Annotated in this window: 20 protein-coding genes; 5 read left to right on the top strand and 15 right to left on the bottom strand. The window is 65.4% G+C overall.

What is annotated here, in order from left to right; genetic code table 11:
* Positions 1 to 17: 17 nt before the first annotated feature.
* Both K3F48_RS05360 and aspS read left to right on the top strand, forming a co-directional pair.
* Complete coding sequence (locus K3F48_RS05360; protein WP_222574393.1) at positions 18 to 2,276, top strand: amylo-alpha-1,6-glucosidase; 2,259 nt, start codon at positions 18 to 20, stop codon at positions 2,274 to 2,276.
* A gap of 339 nt (positions 2,277 to 2,615) precedes the next feature.
* Positions 2,616 to 4,394 carry an aspartate--tRNA ligase gene (gene aspS / locus K3F48_RS05355; protein ID WP_222574392.1) on the top strand — a complete coding sequence of 593 codons (1,779 nt, stop codon included), beginning with the start codon at positions 2,616 to 2,618 and terminating at the stop codon, positions 4,392 to 4,394.
* A gap of 53 nt (positions 4,395 to 4,447) precedes the next feature.
* On the opposite strand, the gene K3F48_RS05350 is transcribed toward aspS, so the two are convergent.
* A complete protein-coding gene (locus tag K3F48_RS05350; RefSeq protein ID WP_222574391.1) occupies positions 4,448 to 4,945 on the bottom strand; it encodes an RNA pyrophosphohydrolase in 498 nt (165 codons plus the stop codon).
* The gene (locus K3F48_RS05345) at positions 4,942 to 6,150 is read right to left on the bottom strand and encodes a divergent polysaccharide deacetylase family protein (RefSeq protein WP_222574390.1); all 1,209 of its coding nucleotides are present in this window, start codon (positions 6,148 to 6,150) and stop codon (positions 4,942 to 4,944) included. The genes K3F48_RS05350 and K3F48_RS05345 overlap by 4 nt, the downstream gene beginning before the upstream one ends.
* Positions 6,151 to 6,346: 196 nt before the next feature.
* On the opposite strand from K3F48_RS05345, the gene K3F48_RS05340 reads away from it, so the two are divergent.
* Positions 6,347 to 7,012, top strand: coding sequence for a sigma-70 family RNA polymerase sigma factor (locus K3F48_RS05340; protein WP_222574389.1), 666 nt, complete (start codon positions 6,347 to 6,349; stop codon positions 7,010 to 7,012).
* A gap of 180 nt (positions 7,013 to 7,192) precedes the next feature.
* A complete protein-coding gene (locus K3F48_RS05335; RefSeq protein WP_222574388.1) occupies positions 7,193 to 7,672 on the top strand; it encodes a hypothetical protein in 480 nt (159 codons plus the stop codon).
* 77 nt (positions 7,673 to 7,749) lie between these two features.
* Here K3F48_RS05335 and K3F48_RS05330 read toward each other — a convergent pair whose 3' ends face one another.
* The 5 genes from K3F48_RS05330 to K3F48_RS05310 form a co-directional block, all read right to left on the bottom strand.
* The gene (locus K3F48_RS05330; RefSeq protein WP_222574387.1) at positions 7,750 to 8,661 is read right to left on the bottom strand and encodes a flagellin; all 912 of its coding nucleotides are present in this window, start codon (positions 8,659 to 8,661) and stop codon (positions 7,750 to 7,752) included.
* A gap of 255 nt (positions 8,662 to 8,916) precedes the next feature.
* Positions 8,917 to 9,648 carry a flagellar type III secretion system pore protein FliP gene (fliP, locus tag K3F48_RS05325; RefSeq protein WP_222574386.1) on the bottom strand — a complete coding sequence of 244 codons (732 nt, stop codon included), beginning with the start codon at positions 9,646 to 9,648 and terminating at the stop codon, positions 8,917 to 8,919.
* Positions 9,645 to 10,223, bottom strand: coding sequence for a flagellar basal body-associated FliL family protein (locus K3F48_RS05320; RefSeq protein WP_222574385.1), 579 nt, complete (start codon positions 10,221 to 10,223; stop codon positions 9,645 to 9,647). The genes fliP and K3F48_RS05320 overlap by 4 nt, the downstream gene beginning before the upstream one ends.
* An 18-nt stretch (positions 10,224 to 10,241) precedes the next feature.
* Entirely contained in the window at positions 10,242 to 10,964 is a 723-nt protein-coding gene (gene flgH / locus K3F48_RS05315) for a flagellar basal body L-ring protein FlgH (protein ID WP_222574384.1), read from the bottom strand.
* A complete protein-coding gene (locus K3F48_RS05310; RefSeq protein WP_255608346.1) occupies positions 10,961 to 11,512 on the bottom strand; it encodes a MotE family protein in 552 nt (183 codons plus the stop codon). The genes flgH and K3F48_RS05310 overlap by 4 nt, the downstream gene beginning before the upstream one ends.
* 263 nt (positions 11,513 to 11,775) lie before the next feature.
* Here K3F48_RS05310 and K3F48_RS05305 point away from each other — a divergent pair, with 263 nt between their 5' ends.
* The gene (locus tag K3F48_RS05305; RefSeq protein WP_222574382.1) at positions 11,776 to 12,444 is read left to right on the top strand and encodes a response regulator transcription factor; all 669 of its coding nucleotides are present in this window, start codon (positions 11,776 to 11,778) and stop codon (positions 12,442 to 12,444) included.
* An 11-nt stretch (positions 12,445 to 12,455) separates the two neighbouring features.
* On the opposite strand, the gene K3F48_RS05300 is transcribed toward K3F48_RS05305, so the two are convergent.
* The 8 genes from K3F48_RS05300 to flgD are packed head-to-tail and all read right to left on the bottom strand — an operon-like array spanning position 12,456 to position 17,921.
* Complete coding sequence (locus K3F48_RS05300) at positions 12,456 to 12,938, bottom strand: flagellar basal body-associated protein FliL (protein ID WP_222574381.1); 483 nt, start codon at positions 12,936 to 12,938, stop codon at positions 12,456 to 12,458.
* A gap of 16 nt (positions 12,939 to 12,954) precedes the next feature.
* Positions 12,955 to 13,386, bottom strand: coding sequence for a hypothetical protein (locus K3F48_RS05295; RefSeq protein WP_222574380.1), 432 nt, complete (start codon positions 13,384 to 13,386; stop codon positions 12,955 to 12,957).
* A gap of 37 nt (positions 13,387 to 13,423) precedes the next feature.
* Complete coding sequence (locus K3F48_RS05290; RefSeq protein ID WP_222574379.1) at positions 13,424 to 13,918, bottom strand: rod-binding protein; 495 nt, start codon at positions 13,916 to 13,918, stop codon at positions 13,424 to 13,426.
* Positions 13,919 to 13,955: 37 nt separating this feature from the next.
* Complete coding sequence (locus K3F48_RS05285; protein ID WP_222574378.1) at positions 13,956 to 14,348, bottom strand: hypothetical protein; 393 nt, start codon at positions 14,346 to 14,348, stop codon at positions 13,956 to 13,958.
* A gap of 5 nt (positions 14,349 to 14,353) precedes the next feature.
* Positions 14,354 to 15,109 carry a flagellar biosynthetic protein FliR gene (locus tag K3F48_RS05280; protein WP_222574377.1) on the bottom strand — a complete coding sequence of 252 codons (756 nt, stop codon included), beginning with the start codon at positions 15,107 to 15,109 and terminating at the stop codon, positions 14,354 to 14,356.
* A complete protein-coding gene (flhA, locus tag K3F48_RS05275; RefSeq protein WP_222574376.1) occupies positions 15,106 to 17,190 on the bottom strand; it encodes a flagellar biosynthesis protein FlhA in 2,085 nt (694 codons plus the stop codon). The genes K3F48_RS05280 and flhA overlap by 4 nt, the downstream gene beginning before the upstream one ends.
* Before the next feature lie 60 nt (positions 17,191 to 17,250).
* Entirely contained in the window at positions 17,251 to 17,517 is a 267-nt protein-coding gene (gene fliQ / locus K3F48_RS05270; RefSeq protein WP_222574375.1) for a flagellar biosynthesis protein FliQ, read from the bottom strand.
* Positions 17,517 to 17,921, bottom strand: coding sequence for a flagellar hook assembly protein FlgD (gene flgD, locus K3F48_RS05265; protein WP_222574374.1), 405 nt, complete (start codon positions 17,919 to 17,921; stop codon positions 17,517 to 17,519). Before flgD ends, fliQ begins: the two co-directional genes overlap by 1 nt.
* Positions 17,922 to 17,925: the final 4 nt, after the last annotated feature.

Raw genomic sequence — 17,925 nt, 5'->3', positions numbered from 1 at the left:
AACAAGAGGCCGCGGCCGTGACCTCCGGCTCAGAGCGAAGCGCCGAACAAACCAGCGTCTCGTCGGACCCGGCCGGCGACGGGCTGCAGGCGCATGAGCTGCAGTTCTACATTCCGGCGATCGGGCCGCCCTCGCGCCCGCGCCGCACGCTCAAGCACGACGACACATTCGCGGTCTTCGACAGTCACGGCGACATCGGCGCGACGGCCGGCGGACCGGATGGCCTGTTCGACCACGACACGCGCTATCTCTCGCATCTCGAGCTCCTGATCGACGGCGCGCAGCCCCTGCTGCTCGACTCGGCGATCCGCGACGACAATCTGAGCTTTTATGTCGACCTCACCAACCCCGACATCTTCATCGACGGCAAGATCGCGCTGCTCAAAGACTCGATCTATATCTCGCGCACCATCTATTTGAAGGACGGCTCGCTGCGCGAGCGGCTGGAAGTCTCCAATCAGAGCGCCGAGGAGGTGCGGCTCAATCTCTCGCTCGCCTTCGCCAATGACTTCGCCGATATTTTCGAGGTGCGCGGCGTGCGGCGCGCGCGGCGCGGCGCCGCCTGGGCGCAAGTGCTCGCAGCGAGCGCCGTCGCGCTCTATTATCGCGGGCTCGACGGCGTGCTGCGCGAGACCGCGCTGTCGTTCGAACCGGATCCTTCGCTGCTCGTCGACAGCGTCGCGACCTATTCGCTGCAGCTCGCGCCACGGCAGGCGCGCACCATTTTTCTCACCGCGGCGAGCCGTGGCCGTCTGCCGAAATCGACGCAATCCTTCTTCAGCGGCCTTACCGGACTGCATCGCGAGCTCGCCGCCACGACGCATGATTGCGCCCATGTCGAGACCTCCGATCCGACGCTCAACGCCATACTCTGGCGGTCGACGGCCGATGTGCGCATGCTGCTGACCAAGACGCCGGAAGGTCTATACCCTTACGCCGGCATTCCCTGGTATTCGACCTCCTTCGGACGCGATGGCGTCATCACGGCTCTGCAGATGCTGTGGTTCGATCCGTCGATCGCCGTCGGCGTGCTGAAGCGGCTTGCGTCCTATCAAGGGATCGGCCACGACGCGCGCTCGGACTGCGAGCCCGGCAAGATCCTGCACGAGATGCGCGGCGGCGAAATGGCCGCGCTCGGCGAAATTCCGTTCGGCCTCTATTACGGCTCGGTCGATGCGACGCCGCTGTTCGTCGTGCTCGCCGGCTATTATGCGCGCCGCACCGGCGATCTCGCGCTCATCGCCGAGTTGTGGCCGTCGATCGAGCGGGCGCTCGCCTGGATCTGCGGCCCCGGCGACATCGACGGCGACGGCTTCATCGAATATCAGCGCCACACCGAAAAGGGACTCGTCAATCAGGGCTGGAAGGACTCGCACGATTCCGTGTTCCACGCCGACGGGCGCCTCGCCGAAGGGCCGATCGCGCTCGTCGAGGCGCAGGCCTATGTCTATGCCGCGCGACGGCTCGCCGCCGCTTGCGCGCGCGAGCTCGGCATGGAGGCGCGCGCGGCCGAGCTCGTGCGCGAAGCGCAAGAGCTGCGCGACCGCTTCGAAGCGGCCTTCTGGTGCGAGGAGATCGGCACCTATGCGCTCGCCCTCGACGGCGAGAAGCGGCAATGCAAGGTGCGCACGAGCAATGCAGGCCATGCGCTCTACGCCGGCATAGCGCGGCCCGATCGCGCCGAGCGCGTCGCGAACGGCCTGCTGGACACGGATTTCTTCTCTGGCTGGGGCCTGCGCACGGTGGCGCGCGGCGAGAGCCGCTACAATCCGATGTCTTATCACAATGGCTCGATCTGGCCGCACGACAACGCCATCATCGCCCATGGGCTCGGCCGCTACGGCTTCAAGCGCGGCGTCGCCCTCGTCTTCGAATCCCTGGTGCGCGCGGCGAGCTATATGGAGGCGCGGCGGATACCGGAGCTCTATTGCGGCTTTCGCCGGCGGCGCGGACGCGGACCGACGCTCTATCCCGCCGCCTGCTCGCCGCAGGCCTGGGCGGCGAGCGCGCCGTTTCTGCTGATCCAGACCATGCTCGGCCTCGAATTCGATCACAAGGCGCGGCAGATTCGCCTCGTCAATCCCGATGTGCCCGCGTTCGCGGGCGAGATCGTGCTGCGCAATCTGTCGCTCGGCGACGCGCGCGTCGACATCGCTTTGCGCCAGGAGGCGCGCTCGGCGATCTCGCTGCATGTGCTGCGCACGGTCGGCGACGTGCAAGTGTCGCTCGTGTTCGATCCCGATGTGCGCGAGCATCCGCTGTCGGCGCGGGGGTGAATGCGCTCGACCTTTTCCGCTATGGCGCGATCGGCGGCGGCGGCCAGCGTGGTCTCGCGGCCGAGGCGCGCCTCGCGCTCGGCGAATTCCCGCAGCGCCGGGTCGACCTGCTTCTCCTCGAAAGCGCGAAAATCGGGCGAAAAATTAAGTGGAGTCGCGGAGCCGGCGCTTTCCCGGCCCGGACGGCGCCGCCCTGCGGACTCGCCGCATCCCGGTCGCCCGCGGCGCCGGTCCCGGCGGGCGCGACGGCTCCGCTCCTGCCCGGGAGCTTGACACCGGCGCTTCCCCCTGCGCTTGTCCGCGGCTAAAACATCCCCTCCCCTGCGAGACCAAAGACCCATGCATCGCTATCGTTCGCATAATTGTGGAGAGCTGCGCGAGGCCCATGCCGGCCAGAAAGTCCGGCTCTCCGGCTGGTGCCACCGCATTCGTGACCATGGCGGCGTGCTCTTCATCGATCTGCGCGACCATTACGGCCTCGCCCAATGCGTCGTCGATCCCGATTCTCCGGCCTTCGGCGACGCCGAGAAGCTGCGCTCCGAATGGGTCGCCCGCTTCGACGGCGAGGTGCGCAAGCGCCCCGCGGGCACCGAGAATGCGGAAATGCCGACCGGCCTCGTCGAGGTCTATGTGACCGAGATCGAGGTGCTGGGCCCGGCGGCCGAGCTGCCGCTGCCGGTGTTCGGCGACCAGCCCTATCCGGAAGACACACGGCTGCGCTATCGCTTCCTCGATCTGCGCCGCGAGAAGCTGCACGCCAATATCATGCTGCGCGGCGCCGTCATCGACTCGCTGCGCCGGCGCATGAAGGACCAAGGCTTCTTCGAGTTCCAGACGCCGATCCTCACCGCCTCCTCGCCTGAGGGCGCGCGCGACTTCCTCGTGCCCTCGCGCCTGCATCCCGGAAAATTCTACGCGCTGCCGCAGGCGCCGCAGCAGTTCAAGCAGCTGCTGATGGTCGCCGGCTTCGACCGCTACTTCCAGATCGCGCCCTGCTTTCGCGACGAGGACGCGCGCGCCGACCGCAGCCCGGGCGAATTCTATCAGCTCGATGTCGAGATGAGCTTCGTCACGCAGGAGGATGTGTTCGCGGCGGTGGAGCCCGTGCTGCGCGGCGTGTTCGAGGAGTTTGCCGGGGCGAAGCCGGTGACGCAGCAATTCCCGAAGATCGCCTTCCGCGACGCCATGCTGAAATATGGCTCGGACAAGCCGGACCTGCGCAATCCGCTGATCATCGCCGATGTGAGCGAGGAGTTCGCGCGCGACGACGTGAGCTTCAAGGCCTTCAAGGGCAAGGTGGTGCGCGCCATTCCGGCGCCGGGCGCCGGCGCGCAGCCGCGCAGCTTCTTCGACAAGCTCAACGACTGGGCGCGCTCGGAAGGCGCGCCGGGATTGGGCTACATCATCTTCGACGAGGAGAATGGCGCGCTCGCCGGCAAGGGGCCGATCGCCAAGTTCATCCCGCCGGAGGCGCTGGCCGCCCTCGCCGCCAAAGGCGGCGTGAAGGCGGGCGACGCTCTGTTCTTCTCCGCCGGCGAGGAGCTCAAGGCCGCCAAGCTCGCCGGCGCCGCGCGCCTGCGCATCGGCTCGGAGCTCGGCCTCTGCAAGACCGATGTGTTCGAGTTCTGCTGGATCGTCGACTTTCCGATGTACGAGTGGAACGAGGACGACAAAAGAATCGACTTCTCGCACAATCCCTTCTCGATGCCGCAGGGCGGCCTGGAGGCGCTCACGAGCAAGAACCCGCTCGATCTTCTCGCCTATCAATACGACATCGTCTGCAACGGCATCGAATTGTCGTCGGGCGCGATCCGAAACCATCGCCCGGACATCATGAAGAAGGCTTTCGAGATCGCCGGCTATGGCGAGGAGGTGCTGCTGGAAAAATTCGGCGGCATGTATCGCGCCTTTCAATATGGCGCGCCGCCGCATGGCGGCATCGCGCCGGGCGTCGATCGCATCGTGATGCTGCTCGCCGGCGAGGAGAATTTGCGCGAGGTGGTGCTGTTCCCGATGAACCAGCGCGCCGAGGATCTGCTGATGGGGGCGCCCTCGGAGGCGACGCCGAAGCAGCTGCGCGAGCTGCACATCCGCCTGAACCTGCCGGAAAAGGGCTGAGAGGACGCCCCTTCTCCCGCACGCGGGAGAAGGGAGAACGTCACGGGGCCGCCCTACTCCGCGCCGAGATGGGCGAAGTCGTCCACCACGCGCTCATAGACCGCGCGCTTGAATGGCACGATCAGCCCCGGGAGGCGCGAGGGCGCCTCCCAGCGCCAGGCGTCGAACTCCGGCTCATGGGCGCCACCGGCGGGACGTTCGATGTCGATCTCCGACTCCTCGCCGAGGAAGCGCAGCGCGAACCATTTCTGCGTCTGGCCGCGGAATCTTCCGGTCCAGCGCTTGGTCGCCTCGGGCGGCAGATCATAGCTGTACCAATCGCGCGCCTCGCCGAGCAGCGCGACGCTGGTCACATTGGTCTCTTCGTGCAGCTCGCGCAGCGCGGCGGCGAGCGGCTCCTCGCCCTCGTCTATGCCGCCCTGCGGCATCTGCCATTCGAAGTCGGAGATATCGGGATCGGCGCGCTTGGGGCGCCGCCGCCCGACGAAGGCGAGGCCGCGCCGGTCGAGCAGCATCACGCCGACGCAGGGTCTGTAGAGCAATTCGCTCATTTGGCTCGTCCCGCGCGCGCTTCGGACACATCGACCCGCCCGGCGAGCGCGCTGACCGGAACGAGCGCGATTCCGCGCCGCTCGAGATCGCGGACGAAACGGGAGAGCCGCGCGATCGCGCCCGGCAGCGCCTCGGCGGTCGCGATCGCCTGGCCATTGCGGCGCGCCAGCGCTTCCAGCTGCGCCAGCTGCTTATCCAAATCCTGGGGCTTCGCCCGCGCATCGATCGCGGCGTCGGCGCGCGCCGCCGCGAGGCCGAGGCCGGAGGCGAGGCTCGTCGCCAGAGAGCGCGGCGACGTGCCGTCGTCGAGATAGAGCAGGCCGCGCGCGGCGACGTCCGACAACACCGGTGTCAGAGCGGCGGCCTCGGCGGTGAAGCGCGCGCCGAGGAAATTGACGACGCCGACATAGCCGGAGAACCGGCTCATCAGCCAATGCAGGTCGTCGAGCGAGGACGAGCCGGTTCGCAGCGTGTGCGGCCCGGGATTTTCGTGGGGATAGTCGAACGGCTCCATCGGCGCCTGCAGCAGGATCTCATGGCCGCGCGCCCGCGCCCGCGCGGCGGTCTCCTCGACCGCGGCGCCATAGGGCGCGAGCGCCAGGGTGACGGCGCCCGGTAGATCGTCGATCGCGCTCTCGGACAATCGGGCATTGAGCCCGACCCCGCCGACCACCAGCGCGAGGCGCGGCGCGCCGGCCGGAAGCCGCGCGGAGAGATCGGCCGGACGCGCATAGACGTCCATCGGCTTGGCGCCGTCCACGCCGATCCTGGGCAGCAGCCCGTCGCGCGTCTTTTCGACGAGCCGCTTGTCGGGCGCCGGCGCGAGGCCCGACCCGCTCTCCTCGATCCTGATGACGAGCGCGCCCGGCGCCTCGCCGCCGCCGCCGCGCGTGACCTTGACGCCGGAGAGGCGCTCGATATCGGCGATCGCGCCCGCATTGCGCTCCGCCTCGTTCGGCGGAGACGGCGCGTCCGCGACCGCGGGAGGCGCCTCGACGGGCTTCGGCGGCTCGACCATTTCGATGCGCGCAGTGGCGAAGGGCTGGCCGTCGCCGCCCATCTTCGGCGCGAGCAGCGCCGCGAGCGCAGCGACGCCCGCCGCTGCCGCCGCGGCGACGCCGAGCAGCGCGCCGCGCCGTCGCACCGGCCTGGACCGAGGCCCCGGTCCGCCCATCCCCAGCGGCTGATTCAATTCATCGGTCATTTCGGTCCCGGCCGCTCCTTGTGTCGAGGCGGCTTCCGCCTCGTATCGCGAATCAAGCGCCGCCCGCCATTCTGGGGGTTCGTGACGCGCGCGTCGAGCGTTCGTCTCCGCGGCCGGGCGCAGGCGCGGCCTCGTCCTTGCCGGGTCGAGGCGAGCGGAACGGCGACGTTCCAGTTTCGAACGGAAGCTTTGCCCAATGCGGGATTCGCGCGAACGAGACCTCATCACCGCCGCATCATTGCGGAGCGAGTCGGGCGCCGTCCTCTCTCGCGTGCGCCGGCGGACACGTTCGGCGCGCGGCCTCGCGCCGGCGCCGCGCACGCGCGACCGGCGCGAAGACATGGACGAGCGCGCCTCTCGAGCGACGAGCCGCCTGCGCGCCGAGATCGTTCGCGCCATGCCGCAATTGCGCTCGCTCGCGCTCTCTCTATGCAGCGATCCGGATCGCGCCGACGATCTGGTGCAGGAAGCCGTCACGCGCGCGCTCGGCCGCATCGCCCTCTTCGAGGAAGGCACCAATCTCGTCGGCTGGCTGTTCACCATTCTGCGCAATTTCTACTATAGCGACTATCACAAGCGAAGACGCGAGACGGCCGATCCGAACGGGCGCCATGCGGCGACGCTGGTCGACGCGCCCGCGCAGGAACATCTGCTCGAGCTGCTGCAGGTCAATCGCGCGCTGGCGCGGCTGCCAGCCGAGCAGCGCGAGGCGTTGATCCTGGTCGCATTCGGCGGCTGCTCTTATGAAGAAGCGGCGCACATCTGCAAATGCCCAGTCGGCACTGTCCGCAGCCGCATCAGCCGCGCGCGCGATGGCTTGGCGCGCGTCGCCGTCGACGCGCCGGAGCAGGCGCGCGGATGAGCACGCAAATTTTTCGTCGATTTTCTGGAACCGAAACCGCGGCCGGCCGGTTCTAGCATGGATAAGCCCACGCTCCGGCCGCCGGCCGGAGGACGAGCGCCGCCGCTTCCGGCCGATCGGAGCTTGCGGCGCCGGCTCGTCCCGAGTGTTCGAACACGCATGAAGTCGAGGAGTTGAAAGATGAACACACTATCGAAAATCGCGATCGTCGCCGTGGTCGGCGTCGCCGGTCCGCTGGCGCTGTCCGGCGCGGCTGTCGCGGGACCGTTCGGAGCCGCGGCGTCCGCCGTCGCGTCCTTCGATCAGCCGATCGAGCGCGTGCATTATTCGGGCTATGGGCATCGCCATCATCATTTCGCGCCCGCTTACGCGCATTACAGAGCCTCACGCCCGCGGCCCTATCCCTATCACACGTACGTCTCGCCCTATCGCTATCACGCCTATGCTCCCGCTTATCGCCAAGCGCGCGCGTTCGGCTTCGGCTACCAGCCGCATTATCGTTCGGTCGCTCCGTCCTATTCCGCGGCTCCGATCACTCCCTACTTCACCGGCTATTCGCCGGCTGGAACGGTTTCCTACCCAGTCTATCGCGTCGACCACTACAAGGTCGATTATGCGAATCCGATCGTGAGCTACAGCTCCGAATGCTGCGGCTGGTGAGCCCCCGCATCGGGTGAACAAAAAAGGCCGCGCCCGAAGGCGCGGCCCTGTTTCGGCTGTTTTCGAGCCGGATCGGCTTACTGGAACAGGCGCAGGATGATCTGGCTGTTCTGATTGGCGATCGACAGCGACTGCACGCCGAGCTGCTGCTGCGTCTGCAGGGCCTGCAGGCGGGTCGACGCCTCGTTCATATCCGCGTCGATCAACGCGCCGACGCCTTCCTTCAGCGAGTCGTTCAGCGTCTTGATGAAGGCGCCCTGGCCGTCGACCGTCGTCTTGGTCGCGCCGATCTTCGCCGCATAGGTCGTGAGGTCGGCGATCGCCTTGTCGGCGTTGGACAGCGTGTCGGCGATGGCGGTCGCGGAGCCGACATCCGACGAGGAAAGAGCGGTGAAGTCGGTGGCCGCGCTCGCGCCGGTCGCCTGCGCCGCCTCGAGAATGCCCGAGCCGGCCGCAACCGCCGGAGACGCGCCGCCGCCGCCGATCAGCGCGGTCGCCGTCAGATCGATGGTGTTGAGGCTCGACGCCGCCGTGCCATGCGACTCCGAATAGGAAGCGATGAAGCTATAGGAGCCGGCCGAGCCGTCGGTGAGGTTGAGGCCATTGAAGTTGGCCGAGGTCACGATGCTCGACAGCTGATCGCTGAGGCCGGAGAGGGTCGTGCCGATCTTGTCCGTGTCGGCGCCGGGCTGGGCGGCCTGAGCGACCTGCGCCTTGATGTTGTTGATCACCGAGATCGCATTGGTCACGGCCGTCGACGCGACGTTCAGCACCGAGGAGCTGACGGCCAGCGAGTCGCTGATCGTCGAGAGCACGCCGCGGTCGGACTGCATCGTCTGCGCATTGCCCCAGGTCGAGGCGTTGTCGGCGGCGCTGGAAATCTTGAGGCCGGTGGCGATCTCCTTCTGCGTCGAAGCGAGGTTCTGCTGGGTGCTGCGCAGCGACTGGAGAGCGGTGATGGCGGAGGAATTCGTGAGAATGCTGGACATGACTCGTCGATCCTTGGATGAGGTGAACGCGACATCCCGGAAATTCACCGGCTCGACGGACGCGGCATCATGCCTGGGCCAAGAGGACCTATCCGAAGCTTTCTGTCTCGCGGCGCGACCGCTCGGCGGCCGCGTCCTCGAGGACGCTCCGGTTATCTCACACAGGCGGGGGGAAGCGCCACAATTCGCGGCAAATGCGCTTAATAAACACCTAAAAACACGGGGGTTTTCAGCTGAGCGAAACGGCTCGGCGTCTCAACCGTAGGATCGGATCAGGCTCCCGACCAGGAGATTCCAGCCGTCGATCAGAATGAAGAAAAGGACTTTCACCGGCAGGGAAATGGCTGTGGGCGGCAGCATCATCATGCCCATGGACATTGTGACCACCGCGACGATCATGTCGATGACGAGAAACGGCAACACGATGAGAAAGCCGATCTCGAAGCCGCGCCGCAGTTCCGAGATCATGAAAGCCGGCGCCAGCACCTGCAGGCCGAGCTTGTCGTAATCGCCCGCCTTGCGCGGCTCGTGGGACAGGCCGTCGAACAGCTTGATGTCCTTCTCGCGCACATTGGCGATCATGAACTTGCGAAACGGCTGCGAGATCTTGTCGAACGCCTCGGCCTCGGTGATCTTCTGATCCATCAGCGGCTTCAGCCCGTCCTTCCAGGCGACGTCGAAAGTCGGCGCCATCACATAGAAGGTCATGAACAGAGCGAGGCTGATCAGCACCAGATTGGCCGGCGTGCTCTGCAGGCCGAGACCGCTGCGCAGAAACGAAAGAGCGATCGCAAAGCGCGTGAAGCTCGTGACCATGATCAGCAGGCCGGGCGCGATCGAGAGCACCGTCAGTATGGCCAGGAGCTGAACGATCTTGCCGCTCGCCGCTCCGCCGCCCGCGGGCAGCAGCGTGTCGAGATCGAAGCCCTGAGCGAGCGCGCAGCCGGGAAGCAGCACGAGGCCGAGGAGAAGCGCGAGCCTTTTCATTGGACGACCAGAGCTTGAATGATCAGCTCGCGGATGCGCCCCTCCGACCGGATCACCGCGCGCTCGGACAGATCCTCGTGCAAGCGACGCAGTCCGTCGGCGCCCTGGATCGACGCGAGCGTCATCGTTCGAAGAAAGGCGACGATGTCGGCGGTTACCTGCGACACCAGCAGATCGGTCTGCGGCACGGCCTCTCCGTCATAGACGATCGCCGCCTGCATGCGCACCCATCCCATTTCCGGATCGGCGAGATTGGTGACGATGGGCGCGAGCTCCTTCAGCTTCCACTTCGGCGCCGCCGGCGGCGCGGCCTCCTTGGCGGCGGGCGCCGCCGCGCCATGGCCGCCGCCGCCATGACCCTTATCCGCCGGCTCCGGCGCCGGCCTGCTCGCCGCCGCGCTCTCTTTGGCTTCGTCGCCATGCGCGGGCGCGGCCGGCTGCTCTCCGACGAGAGTCATGCCGAGAAATCCGCCGCCGCCGACGGCGACCAGCGTGGCGACGACGAGCGCCACCACCGTCTGCATCGAGGAGGATGACGGCGGCGCGGGGGAGGACGAAGCGGGCGGGCCGGCCATGTGCAGCTCCCTCTCTGATCAGAACGGCGCGAATATGTCGTATGCCTGCTGGCCCCAGGCCGGCTGCTGCACCTCCGACAATCGTCCACGCCCGCCATAGGAGACGCGCGCCTCGGCGATCTTGTCGTAGGAGATCGTATTGTCCTTGGCGATGTCGCGCGGGCGCGCGATGCCGGCGATCGTGAGCACCCGCATCTCGTAATTCACTCTGATTTCCTGCGAGCCGCGGATGACGAGATTGCCATTGGGCAGAACGGCCGTGACCACCGCGGCGATCGACAGGCGAATCTGCTCGGACCGATTGATCGAGCCCTGCCCCTGAGTCGACGAGCTCGACTGCAGATCATTGGTGATCGAGCCGTCCCATTTGTGGTGGGCGCCCCCCGTCCCGCCGGCGAGGAAATCGAACAGGAACGACCATTCGCTCTTGATCTTCGAATCCCGCGAGCGATCCGTCGAATTGCCGAGCACCGCCTTGTCGTCCATCGATATGTTGACGGTGACGACGTCGCCGACATTCATCGCGCGCACGTCGCGATAGAGATTGATGCGATTTTCGTCGAGCCGCATATGCGGCCCGAGCGCGCCGTCGCGAATCGCGCCCGTGGGCAGCTGGTCGTCGATCGACGCGAGCCCGCTCCCCACCGGACTCATATGCGGCTCCCGGCCAATGTCGCGCGGGTCGGTCGCGCATCCGGCGAGCGCGGCCAAAAGAAGTAACGGCGCGGCTCTGGCGATCATTGCTTTATCCCGCTCTGCGGCAGAGTCGAAAGTCCCGCTACTTTCTTGGTCAGCGCGACGGCGCGGGCCGCCTCCATCTCGTTCAATATCGCGCTCGACTTTTTCGGCTCGAGCCGCATCAGCATCGCCGCCGCCATCTCTTCATCCATGTCCGCGAATTGCGCGGCGGCCGCGTCCGGCCGCATGCGCGCATAGATCGCGACGAGCCGCTCGTCGGCCTTTTTGACCATCGCCTCGCGTCGGTCGATGGCCGCCTGCAGCTCGGCGCGCTTGGCTTCGAGCTCGGCCGTGCGGCGAACGATCAGCTGCTCGAGCTCCATGAGCTCCTTTTCCATTCGCGCATTGCGCGCAGCGCCCGCCGTCGCCGACACATCCGCGCAGTAGCGCTCGACCTCCGGCGACGGCGCCGCGCGTTGCTGGCGCGCCTTCGCCGAATCGCCGTGCACGGGCGGCTCCGGCTTCTTCGGCTCGGCATGCGCCGTTTCGGCCGAGCAGCCGAAAGCGGCCGCGACGAGAGCGGCGCGGATCGCGCGGACTTGCTGCTTCATTGGTGAGTTCATGTCGGTCATCGGCAGGCGCAAAGTGACCGAGCCGCCTTGCGTGTGGCTTGCCCGCGCAGATGCGCGACGCGCCGATCGAATCGGCGCGCGAAGACCATTGCGACGGCGCCGCCGCGACTGCGCGCCGTCACCGCCGCAGTCGACACGATGAGGGTTACTATTTCATTGACGCCGAGGAATCGATACGGCTAAGTAGTGCCATAGTGATTCGCGCAAATCACTAGGGCGAAAAGATTGTCAAGGGGGCGGCTATGTTCATAATCGTGGATGAACGTGAGCTGGTGACGAGTGGATATGCGCGACACTTCGGCCAGGAAGGAATCTCCTCGGCCGGCTTTTGTTCCGGCCAATTCCGCGACTGGGTCGGCTCCGCCGTCGAGACCGACATGGCTGCCGTCGAGGCTTTTCTGATCGGCGAATGCCCCGAGCGCGAGGAGCTGCCGAAGATCATCCGCAAGCGCTCTCAGGCGCCGGTCATCGCAATGAATGAAGCGCCTTCCCTCGAGCAGACTTTGGGGCTGTTCACGGCAGGGGTCGACGATGTCGTGCGCAAGCCGATCCATGTGAAGGAAATCCTCGCGCGTGTCTGCGCCATCCGCCGGCGCGCGGAAATCCGGCGCGATTACGCCGTGGTCGGTCCGATGCAGGTCTTCTTCGACGGCCGCGATCCGCTCATCGGCGGCGAGCCTTTGTCGCTGCCCCGCCGCGAGCGCCGCATCCTCGAATATTTCGTCATGAATCGCGGACGACGACTCACCAAGTCGCAAATCTTCAACGCCGTCTATGGACTGTTCGACGACGTGGTCGAAGAGAACGTCGTCGAGAGCCATGTCAGCAAGCTGCGCAAGAAGCTGCGCACGCGTCTCGGTTATGATCCGATCGATTCGCAGCGCTTCCTCGGCTATATGCTCATGGGCTGACCCCGCGAAGCTCAGTGCGGGATATCGTCCTTCGGAACAAAGGCGAAGCTCTTGACGAGGGTCTCCCGCACGAGCGCGAAGCCCAGCCGATCGTTCACGCGCCGAGTCAGCTCATGCGTGAACGCATTGAGATCGAATTTTTCGATGTGCCGAAAGTCCAGCTTATTATCCGCATAGATGCGGCGGAACGCTTCATCCATCACATAGCTGTCGGGATCGAGCCCCGCGCCCTCCGCTTCTCCGCCGCCATGGCCGCCGCCGTGCGATTTTTCCGGCGCGACGACGACATATGAAAACTCGGCAGAGATATAGCCCTTCAGCTGGCCCTCGGAAATGATCGGCACGCTGATGGGCTTGACCTTGCGCACCTCCAACTTCTCGGCTTGCGCTTCCGGCGCCGGCCCGGCGCGATGAGCTTTCCAATAGGCGGCGCCATAGGTGGACGCGAGCGTCACGCTGCACGTCCAAATGCCGATCAGGAGCAAACGCAACATCACACGCACTCCGACTTCATCGATTGGGCTTGACTCGCATCGTATAGGTGCCGTCGGATTCGGCCATTTCGATCGTGTAGATCATGATGCCGGCAATCTCCCGCATCGCGCGCAGACGATCGTTCAGCAGCTCCGCATTTTCGGCGAGGCGCGCCCGCAGCCGCGTCAACGCCGATTCGACCGACGGCGCCGAGGCCGGCGCTCCGAAGGCGCGCCACGCACGCGAAAACTCCAGCAGCGCATGCGCTTTGCGCGCATTGAACTCATCGAAATCGATCGCCTCGCGCCCGCGTAGCGCTATGGTTTCCTGCTCGATCAAGCGGATGAGCCGTTCCACGCATCCGAGCAGCGCGGAGCGCTTCCCGTCCAGAGCCGCATCGCTCGGGGTCAATGCGCCGCGCAGCAGCGCAACCGCCGCCTTCGCCTCTTGTCGCCTGTGAGACACCATCTCCAGACCGCTTCCTCTTCCTACTGTCGTCGGGCGCTCAACCGGCCGTCTTCGATTGCGGCGCGGAGGACGAGGCGGCCGCACGATGCTCGAGGTCGCGAAGCAGCATCGAACGCATGCCGAGGCCGCCCGCCTTGGCGATCTGCTGACCGATCTGCTCCGCGAGCATCGATCTCCATGTCGAGCCCGCCGACCCATGGCCGAACAACCCCTCCTCGGCCTTGGGTAGAATCGTCTCCAGCGTGGACTGAATGACGAACGCCTCGAATGTCTCCGCCGCACCGGCCGCCGACGCGATCCTCGGCAGCTTCGCGCCCGCCGACGCGCCGGTCGTGGCAGTTGCGGTTGCAGCTTTCGATTGTGGCGCCGCCTTGGAGCGATTCGATCCGTCGACGAGCCGCGCGAATTCGTCCTCGGAGCGCAGCCGCGCCGGAGACAATTCGCTGAGACGCGACACCGCCGCATTCCGCTTGAGCGGATCGGCAGCCTGGGCGACGTCGGTCACGAGATCGACAGCAGGAAAGATGGACATGGGCGCCCCTTCTCGGATGAGCTCTAGCGCAAATTGGTTACTGAGCGCTTATATCGCTCACATGCGCGCGGTGCTCGAGGATCTCGCGCAGCGCCTCCTGCTCGAGCGCCTGCTCGCGCGCCTGCTCGGCATTGGCGACGAGCCGCTCCGCCTGCTTGACGCGCTTGGCCTGCTCGAGCGCCAAATCCGTCTGACGTTCGACTTGCTCGAGCATGTCCTGCTGCTGCCGGATGTTCGCTTTCAATCGCCGGAGCACGATATCGGGAAACATCGCGATCATCTCGCGGTTGCCGTCGAGATAGCCGACGATGCGCGCCTCCTCCTCCTTCAGATCGCGCGCCGCACGCTCGAGCTTGGACAGGCGCCCGATCTCGATCTTGTGCAGATGCTCGTGAACGGCGAGGATCCTGCGTCTATTTTTCCAATTCATGACCCTTATCCCGTCAACAGCCACGAGCCGAAGGACGATGCGAAAGCGGCGAAGAAATCGTCCGCCATGAGATAGAACCAGTAGCACCCGAGGGCGATGAGCAGCGGCGTCGACACGAAGAACACGGGAACCTGCGGCGTCATGCGATTGAGAAAGCCGAAGGCGACATTCACGATCAATCCGAACAGCAGCAGCGGACTGCTGATGCGCAGCGCGAGGAGGAACGCTTCGGAGAGCACCTTCATATATTCCGACAGCATGTTCCGAACCTGGAACGACTCCCGGATCGGTATGGCGGAATAGGACAAGAAGATCCCTCTGATCATTTCCCAGTGTAGATCCAGCACAAAGATCAGCGCCGTCGCCCCCAGCATGATGAAGGAGCTCATCGCCGGCAACGCCTCCGCCTCCTCCATCGGCGCGCCCATCACATTGCCGAGCCCCGCGGCCGTCACCGCCGCGGTCGCAAGCGTTTCCAGCGCGAAGAAAAACAAGCGCGCCAGCGAGCCGATCAGCGCGCCGATCAGCAATTCGCTCGTCAAAAGGACGGCGAGACCGGTCACTGATGCGCCGGCGGCGAGCGGAGAAACCGTGTCGACGAGCCGCGGCGCGAGCGCGACGGTGATCGCGATTGCGATATAAAGCCGCGCCCGCACCGGGATGCGCGGACTCGAGAACCCCGGCATCGTCATGATGCAGGCGCCGATCCGACAGAACAGCACGAACAAGGTCGCCGCGATTCCGTCGAGGCCGAGAGTCATGAAATCGAGCCGAGCGATTTGATCTCGAGTCCCCGCGCGATCTCGAGATGCGAGAGCGCCGGCAGGCCCGCGAACAAGCGACCGATGATCATCTTCACATAGGGACGCGCCTCGGGCGTCGTCACCACGGCGAACACGTCTCCGCGCTCGAGACGCACGCGAACCGCCGCCGCCGCTTCCTGGCCGAATTGCTCGATCAGCGCCGGCTCCGCGTTGAATTCGACGATCTCGCCCTTGGCGTCGCGCCGCAGGCTCTCGTGAAAGAACAGATCCCACCGGCTGCCGAGACGCAGGACGCTGAGCACGCCATTCATCGAGGCTTCGCCGCAGATCTGCGGCCCCAAGCGCGCGCGGACATGCTCGACGATGGGCTCGGCGCGACGCGAATAGGGAACGACCTCGGCGACCGCCTCCAGGATCAGCTCCAGATTGCGAATCGACACCCGCTCGGCGAGCAGCAGCTTCAACACAGAATGCAGCCCCGAATTGGAAATGAGATTGGGCACGATCTCGTCGATCAACTTGCGATATTCCGGCTCCAGCCGATCGAGCAACATGCGCGCGTCGCGATAGGAGAGCAGCTGAGCGAGATTGTTGCGCAACACCTCCGAAAGATGGGTGAGCAGCACGGAAATCGGATCGACGGGCTCGAAGCCTTCCCGCCGCGCCTCGGCGATCAAGGCGTCGGGAATCCACACCGCCTTCAGTCCGAAGGCGGGATCGACGGTCTCCTCGCTCGGGAGATCGGGAGCGCGGCCTTGACCGACGATGATGAGCTGCTGTCCGAGGCGCAGCTCCTGCGTAACGGCCACCGTGCCGTGAATCTTGATCTGATAGAACTTCGGCTTCAACGCGAGATCGTCGGAGAGGCGAATTTCCGGTATGACGAAGCCATATTGCTTGGCGAAATTGCGGCGCATCTTGCCGACGCGATGCGCGAGCTCATCCTGAGAGAGCAGCAGCTTCGCGGCCAATTGCTTGCCGAGGCAGAGCTCGATGGTCGGCGCCTTCAGATAGTCCTTGATCTGATCCTTCGCCTCGGCCTGGGCGCGCTTTTCCTCCTCTTCCCGCTTCGCCGCCTCGCTCGCCCGCAGCTTCGCCGCCTGCTTCGGCGTCGTGTAGGCGATGAACGCCATCGTTCCGCCGAGCAGAGCGAAGGGCGTCAAAGGCAGGCCGGGCATCAAGGCGAGAACGAACAGCAGCGAGGACGCCACATAGAGCGCCTTCGGATAATTGCCGAGCTGACGAACGATGTTCTGCTCGGTCGAGCCGCGCGTGCCGCCCTTCGAAACCAGGAGGCCCGCCGCCAGCGACACGATCAGCGCGGGAATCTGGGAGACGAGCCCTTCGCCGACCGACAGCTTGGTGAACACGTCCGCGGCGCTCGCCAACGGCATTCCGTGGCGCGTGACGCCGATGACGATGCCGCCGAAAATATTCACCGAAAGAATGACGAGGCCGGCGATCGCGTCGCCGCGCACGAATTTGGAGGCGCCGTCCATGGAACCGAAGAAGGCGCTTTCCTCCTCGAGCTCCCTGCGTCGCAGCTGCGCCTGCTTCTCGTCGATCAGCCCGGCCGAGAGATCGGCGTCGATCGCCATCTGCTTGCCGGGAATGGCGTCGAGCGTGAATCTCGCGCCGACTTCCGCGATACGGGTCGCGCCTTTCGTGATGACCAGAAAATTGACCGTGACCAGAATCGCGAAGACGGTGAGGCCGATCACGAAATCCCCGCTCATCACCAGCTTCGAAAAGCCGGCGATGATATATCCCGCAGCGTGCGTGCCTTCGGCGCCATGTCCGAGAATGAGCCTCGTCGTCGCAATATTGAGCGACAGGCGCAGGATGGTCGCGACGAGGAGAATGGTCGGAAACGCAGAGAATTCGAGCGGCTTCTGAATCCACAGCGACACCATCAATATCAATACCGACAACGCGATGGAGAATGCGAGGCCGATGTCGATGAGGAACGGCGGGATCGGAAGAAAGAAGACGCACAGGATGAAGACGATGGCGAGCGCGAAGCCGACGTCCTTGACATGCTTCTCGGGAACGGCGCCCGCTATGGCCGCGTCGCTCATCTTTCGGATCCTATGTGCTGTTTCTGTGAGACGCGGATCGAACGAACGCGCAGTATCGGCTCAAAAGCCCTTCTCGATCTTCGCATAGGCGTAATCGGTGAAAGCGGAGATCTGCGATCCGATGAACGGCGCCGCCAGGCCGAGAGCGAGGAAAATCGCGACGATCTTGGGAACGAAGGTCAGGGTCATTTCCTGAACCTGTGTGAGCGCTTGTAGAAGCGCGATGACGACGCCGACGAGCATCGCCGCCCCGACGACGGGACCGGAAACGACGAGCACCGTGAAGATGGCCCGCTGCATGATTTCGAGCGCGTCGGCCTCGTTCATCAGCTCACCGTTATTCCGGTGGTGAGATCGACCGTGCGGCCGTCGGTGAGCGTCGCGGTCTGACCAGAGGCGCCGATCGTGACCGATGCGACGACGCCTTTCACCGAACCGTCCGCCGAGGTGACGGTTTTGCCGATGAAAGACTGCGCCTGCGTCAGCGACGACGACGCCAGCAGAGACGTCAAAGTCTCATTCGTCTTCACCGCCTGCTCGACCGCCGAGAAGGACGCGAGCTGCGACACCGTTTCGGTCGAATCCATCGGATTGGTCGGATCCTGATTTTGCATCTCCGTGACCAGCAGCATCAGAAACTGATCGTAACCCAGCGATGCGCTCGATCCGGTCGTGGACGTGCTCGAAGTCGATGTCGCAGTCGTGACTGCGTTGGTGGATGTAACCTGCACGGTT

Origin of the sequence: Methylosinus sp. Sm6 (genome assembly GCF_019802345.1) — a bacterium.
Taxonomy (GTDB): domain Bacteria; phylum Pseudomonadota; class Alphaproteobacteria; order Rhizobiales; family Beijerinckiaceae; genus Methylosinus.
This window is presented reverse-complemented; position numbering and strand designations above follow the sequence as displayed.

Bases quoted from the DNA above. Each gene is read 5' to 3' on its own strand.
- aspS (WP_222574392.1), top strand. From the start codon at position 2,616: ATGCATCGCTATCGTTCGCATAATTGTGGAGAGCTGCGCGAGGCCCAT.
- K3F48_RS05350 (WP_222574391.1), bottom strand. From the start codon at position 4,945: ATGAGCGAATTGCTCTACAGACCCTGCGTCGGCGTGATGCTGCTCGAC.
- K3F48_RS05345 (WP_222574390.1), bottom strand. From the start codon at position 6,150: ATGACCGATGAATTGAATCAGCCGCTGGGGATGGGCGGACCGGGGCCT.
- K3F48_RS05340 (WP_222574389.1), top strand. From the start codon at position 6,347: ATGCGGGATTCGCGCGAACGAGACCTCATCACCGCCGCATCATTGCGG.
- K3F48_RS05335 (WP_222574388.1), top strand. From the start codon at position 7,193: ATGAACACACTATCGAAAATCGCGATCGTCGCCGTGGTCGGCGTCGCC.
- K3F48_RS05330 (WP_222574387.1), bottom strand. From the start codon at position 8,661: ATGTCCAGCATTCTCACGAATTCCTCCGCCATCACCGCTCTCCAGTCG.
- fliP (WP_222574386.1), bottom strand. From the start codon at position 9,648: ATGAAAAGGCTCGCGCTTCTCCTCGGCCTCGTGCTGCTTCCCGGCTGC.
- K3F48_RS05320 (WP_222574385.1), bottom strand. From the start codon at position 10,223: ATGGCCGGCCCGCCCGCTTCGTCCTCCCCCGCGCCGCCGTCATCCTCC.
- flgH (WP_222574384.1), bottom strand. From the start codon at position 10,964: ATGATCGCCAGAGCCGCGCCGTTACTTCTTTTGGCCGCGCTCGCCGGA.
- K3F48_RS05310 (WP_255608346.1), bottom strand. From the start codon at position 11,512: ATGAAGCAGCAAGTCCGCGCGATCCGCGCCGCTCTCGTCGCGGCCGCT.
- K3F48_RS05305 (WP_222574382.1), top strand. From the start codon at position 11,776: ATGTTCATAATCGTGGATGAACGTGAGCTGGTGACGAGTGGATATGCG.
- K3F48_RS05300 (WP_222574381.1), bottom strand. From the start codon at position 12,938: ATGTTGCGTTTGCTCCTGATCGGCATTTGGACGTGCAGCGTGACGCTC.
- K3F48_RS05295 (WP_222574380.1), bottom strand. From the start codon at position 13,386: ATGGTGTCTCACAGGCGACAAGAGGCGAAGGCGGCGGTTGCGCTGCTG.
- K3F48_RS05290 (WP_222574379.1), bottom strand. From the start codon at position 13,918: ATGTCCATCTTTCCTGCTGTCGATCTCGTGACCGACGTCGCCCAGGCT.
- K3F48_RS05285 (WP_222574378.1), bottom strand. From the start codon at position 14,348: ATGAATTGGAAAAATAGACGCAGGATCCTCGCCGTTCACGAGCATCTG.
- K3F48_RS05280 (WP_222574377.1), bottom strand. From the start codon at position 15,109: ATGACTCTCGGCCTCGACGGAATCGCGGCGACCTTGTTCGTGCTGTTC.
- flhA (WP_222574376.1), bottom strand. From the start codon at position 17,190: ATGAGCGACGCGGCCATAGCGGGCGCCGTTCCCGAGAAGCATGTCAAG.
- fliQ (WP_222574375.1), bottom strand. From the start codon at position 17,517: ATGAACGAGGCCGACGCGCTCGAAATCATGCAGCGGGCCATCTTCACG.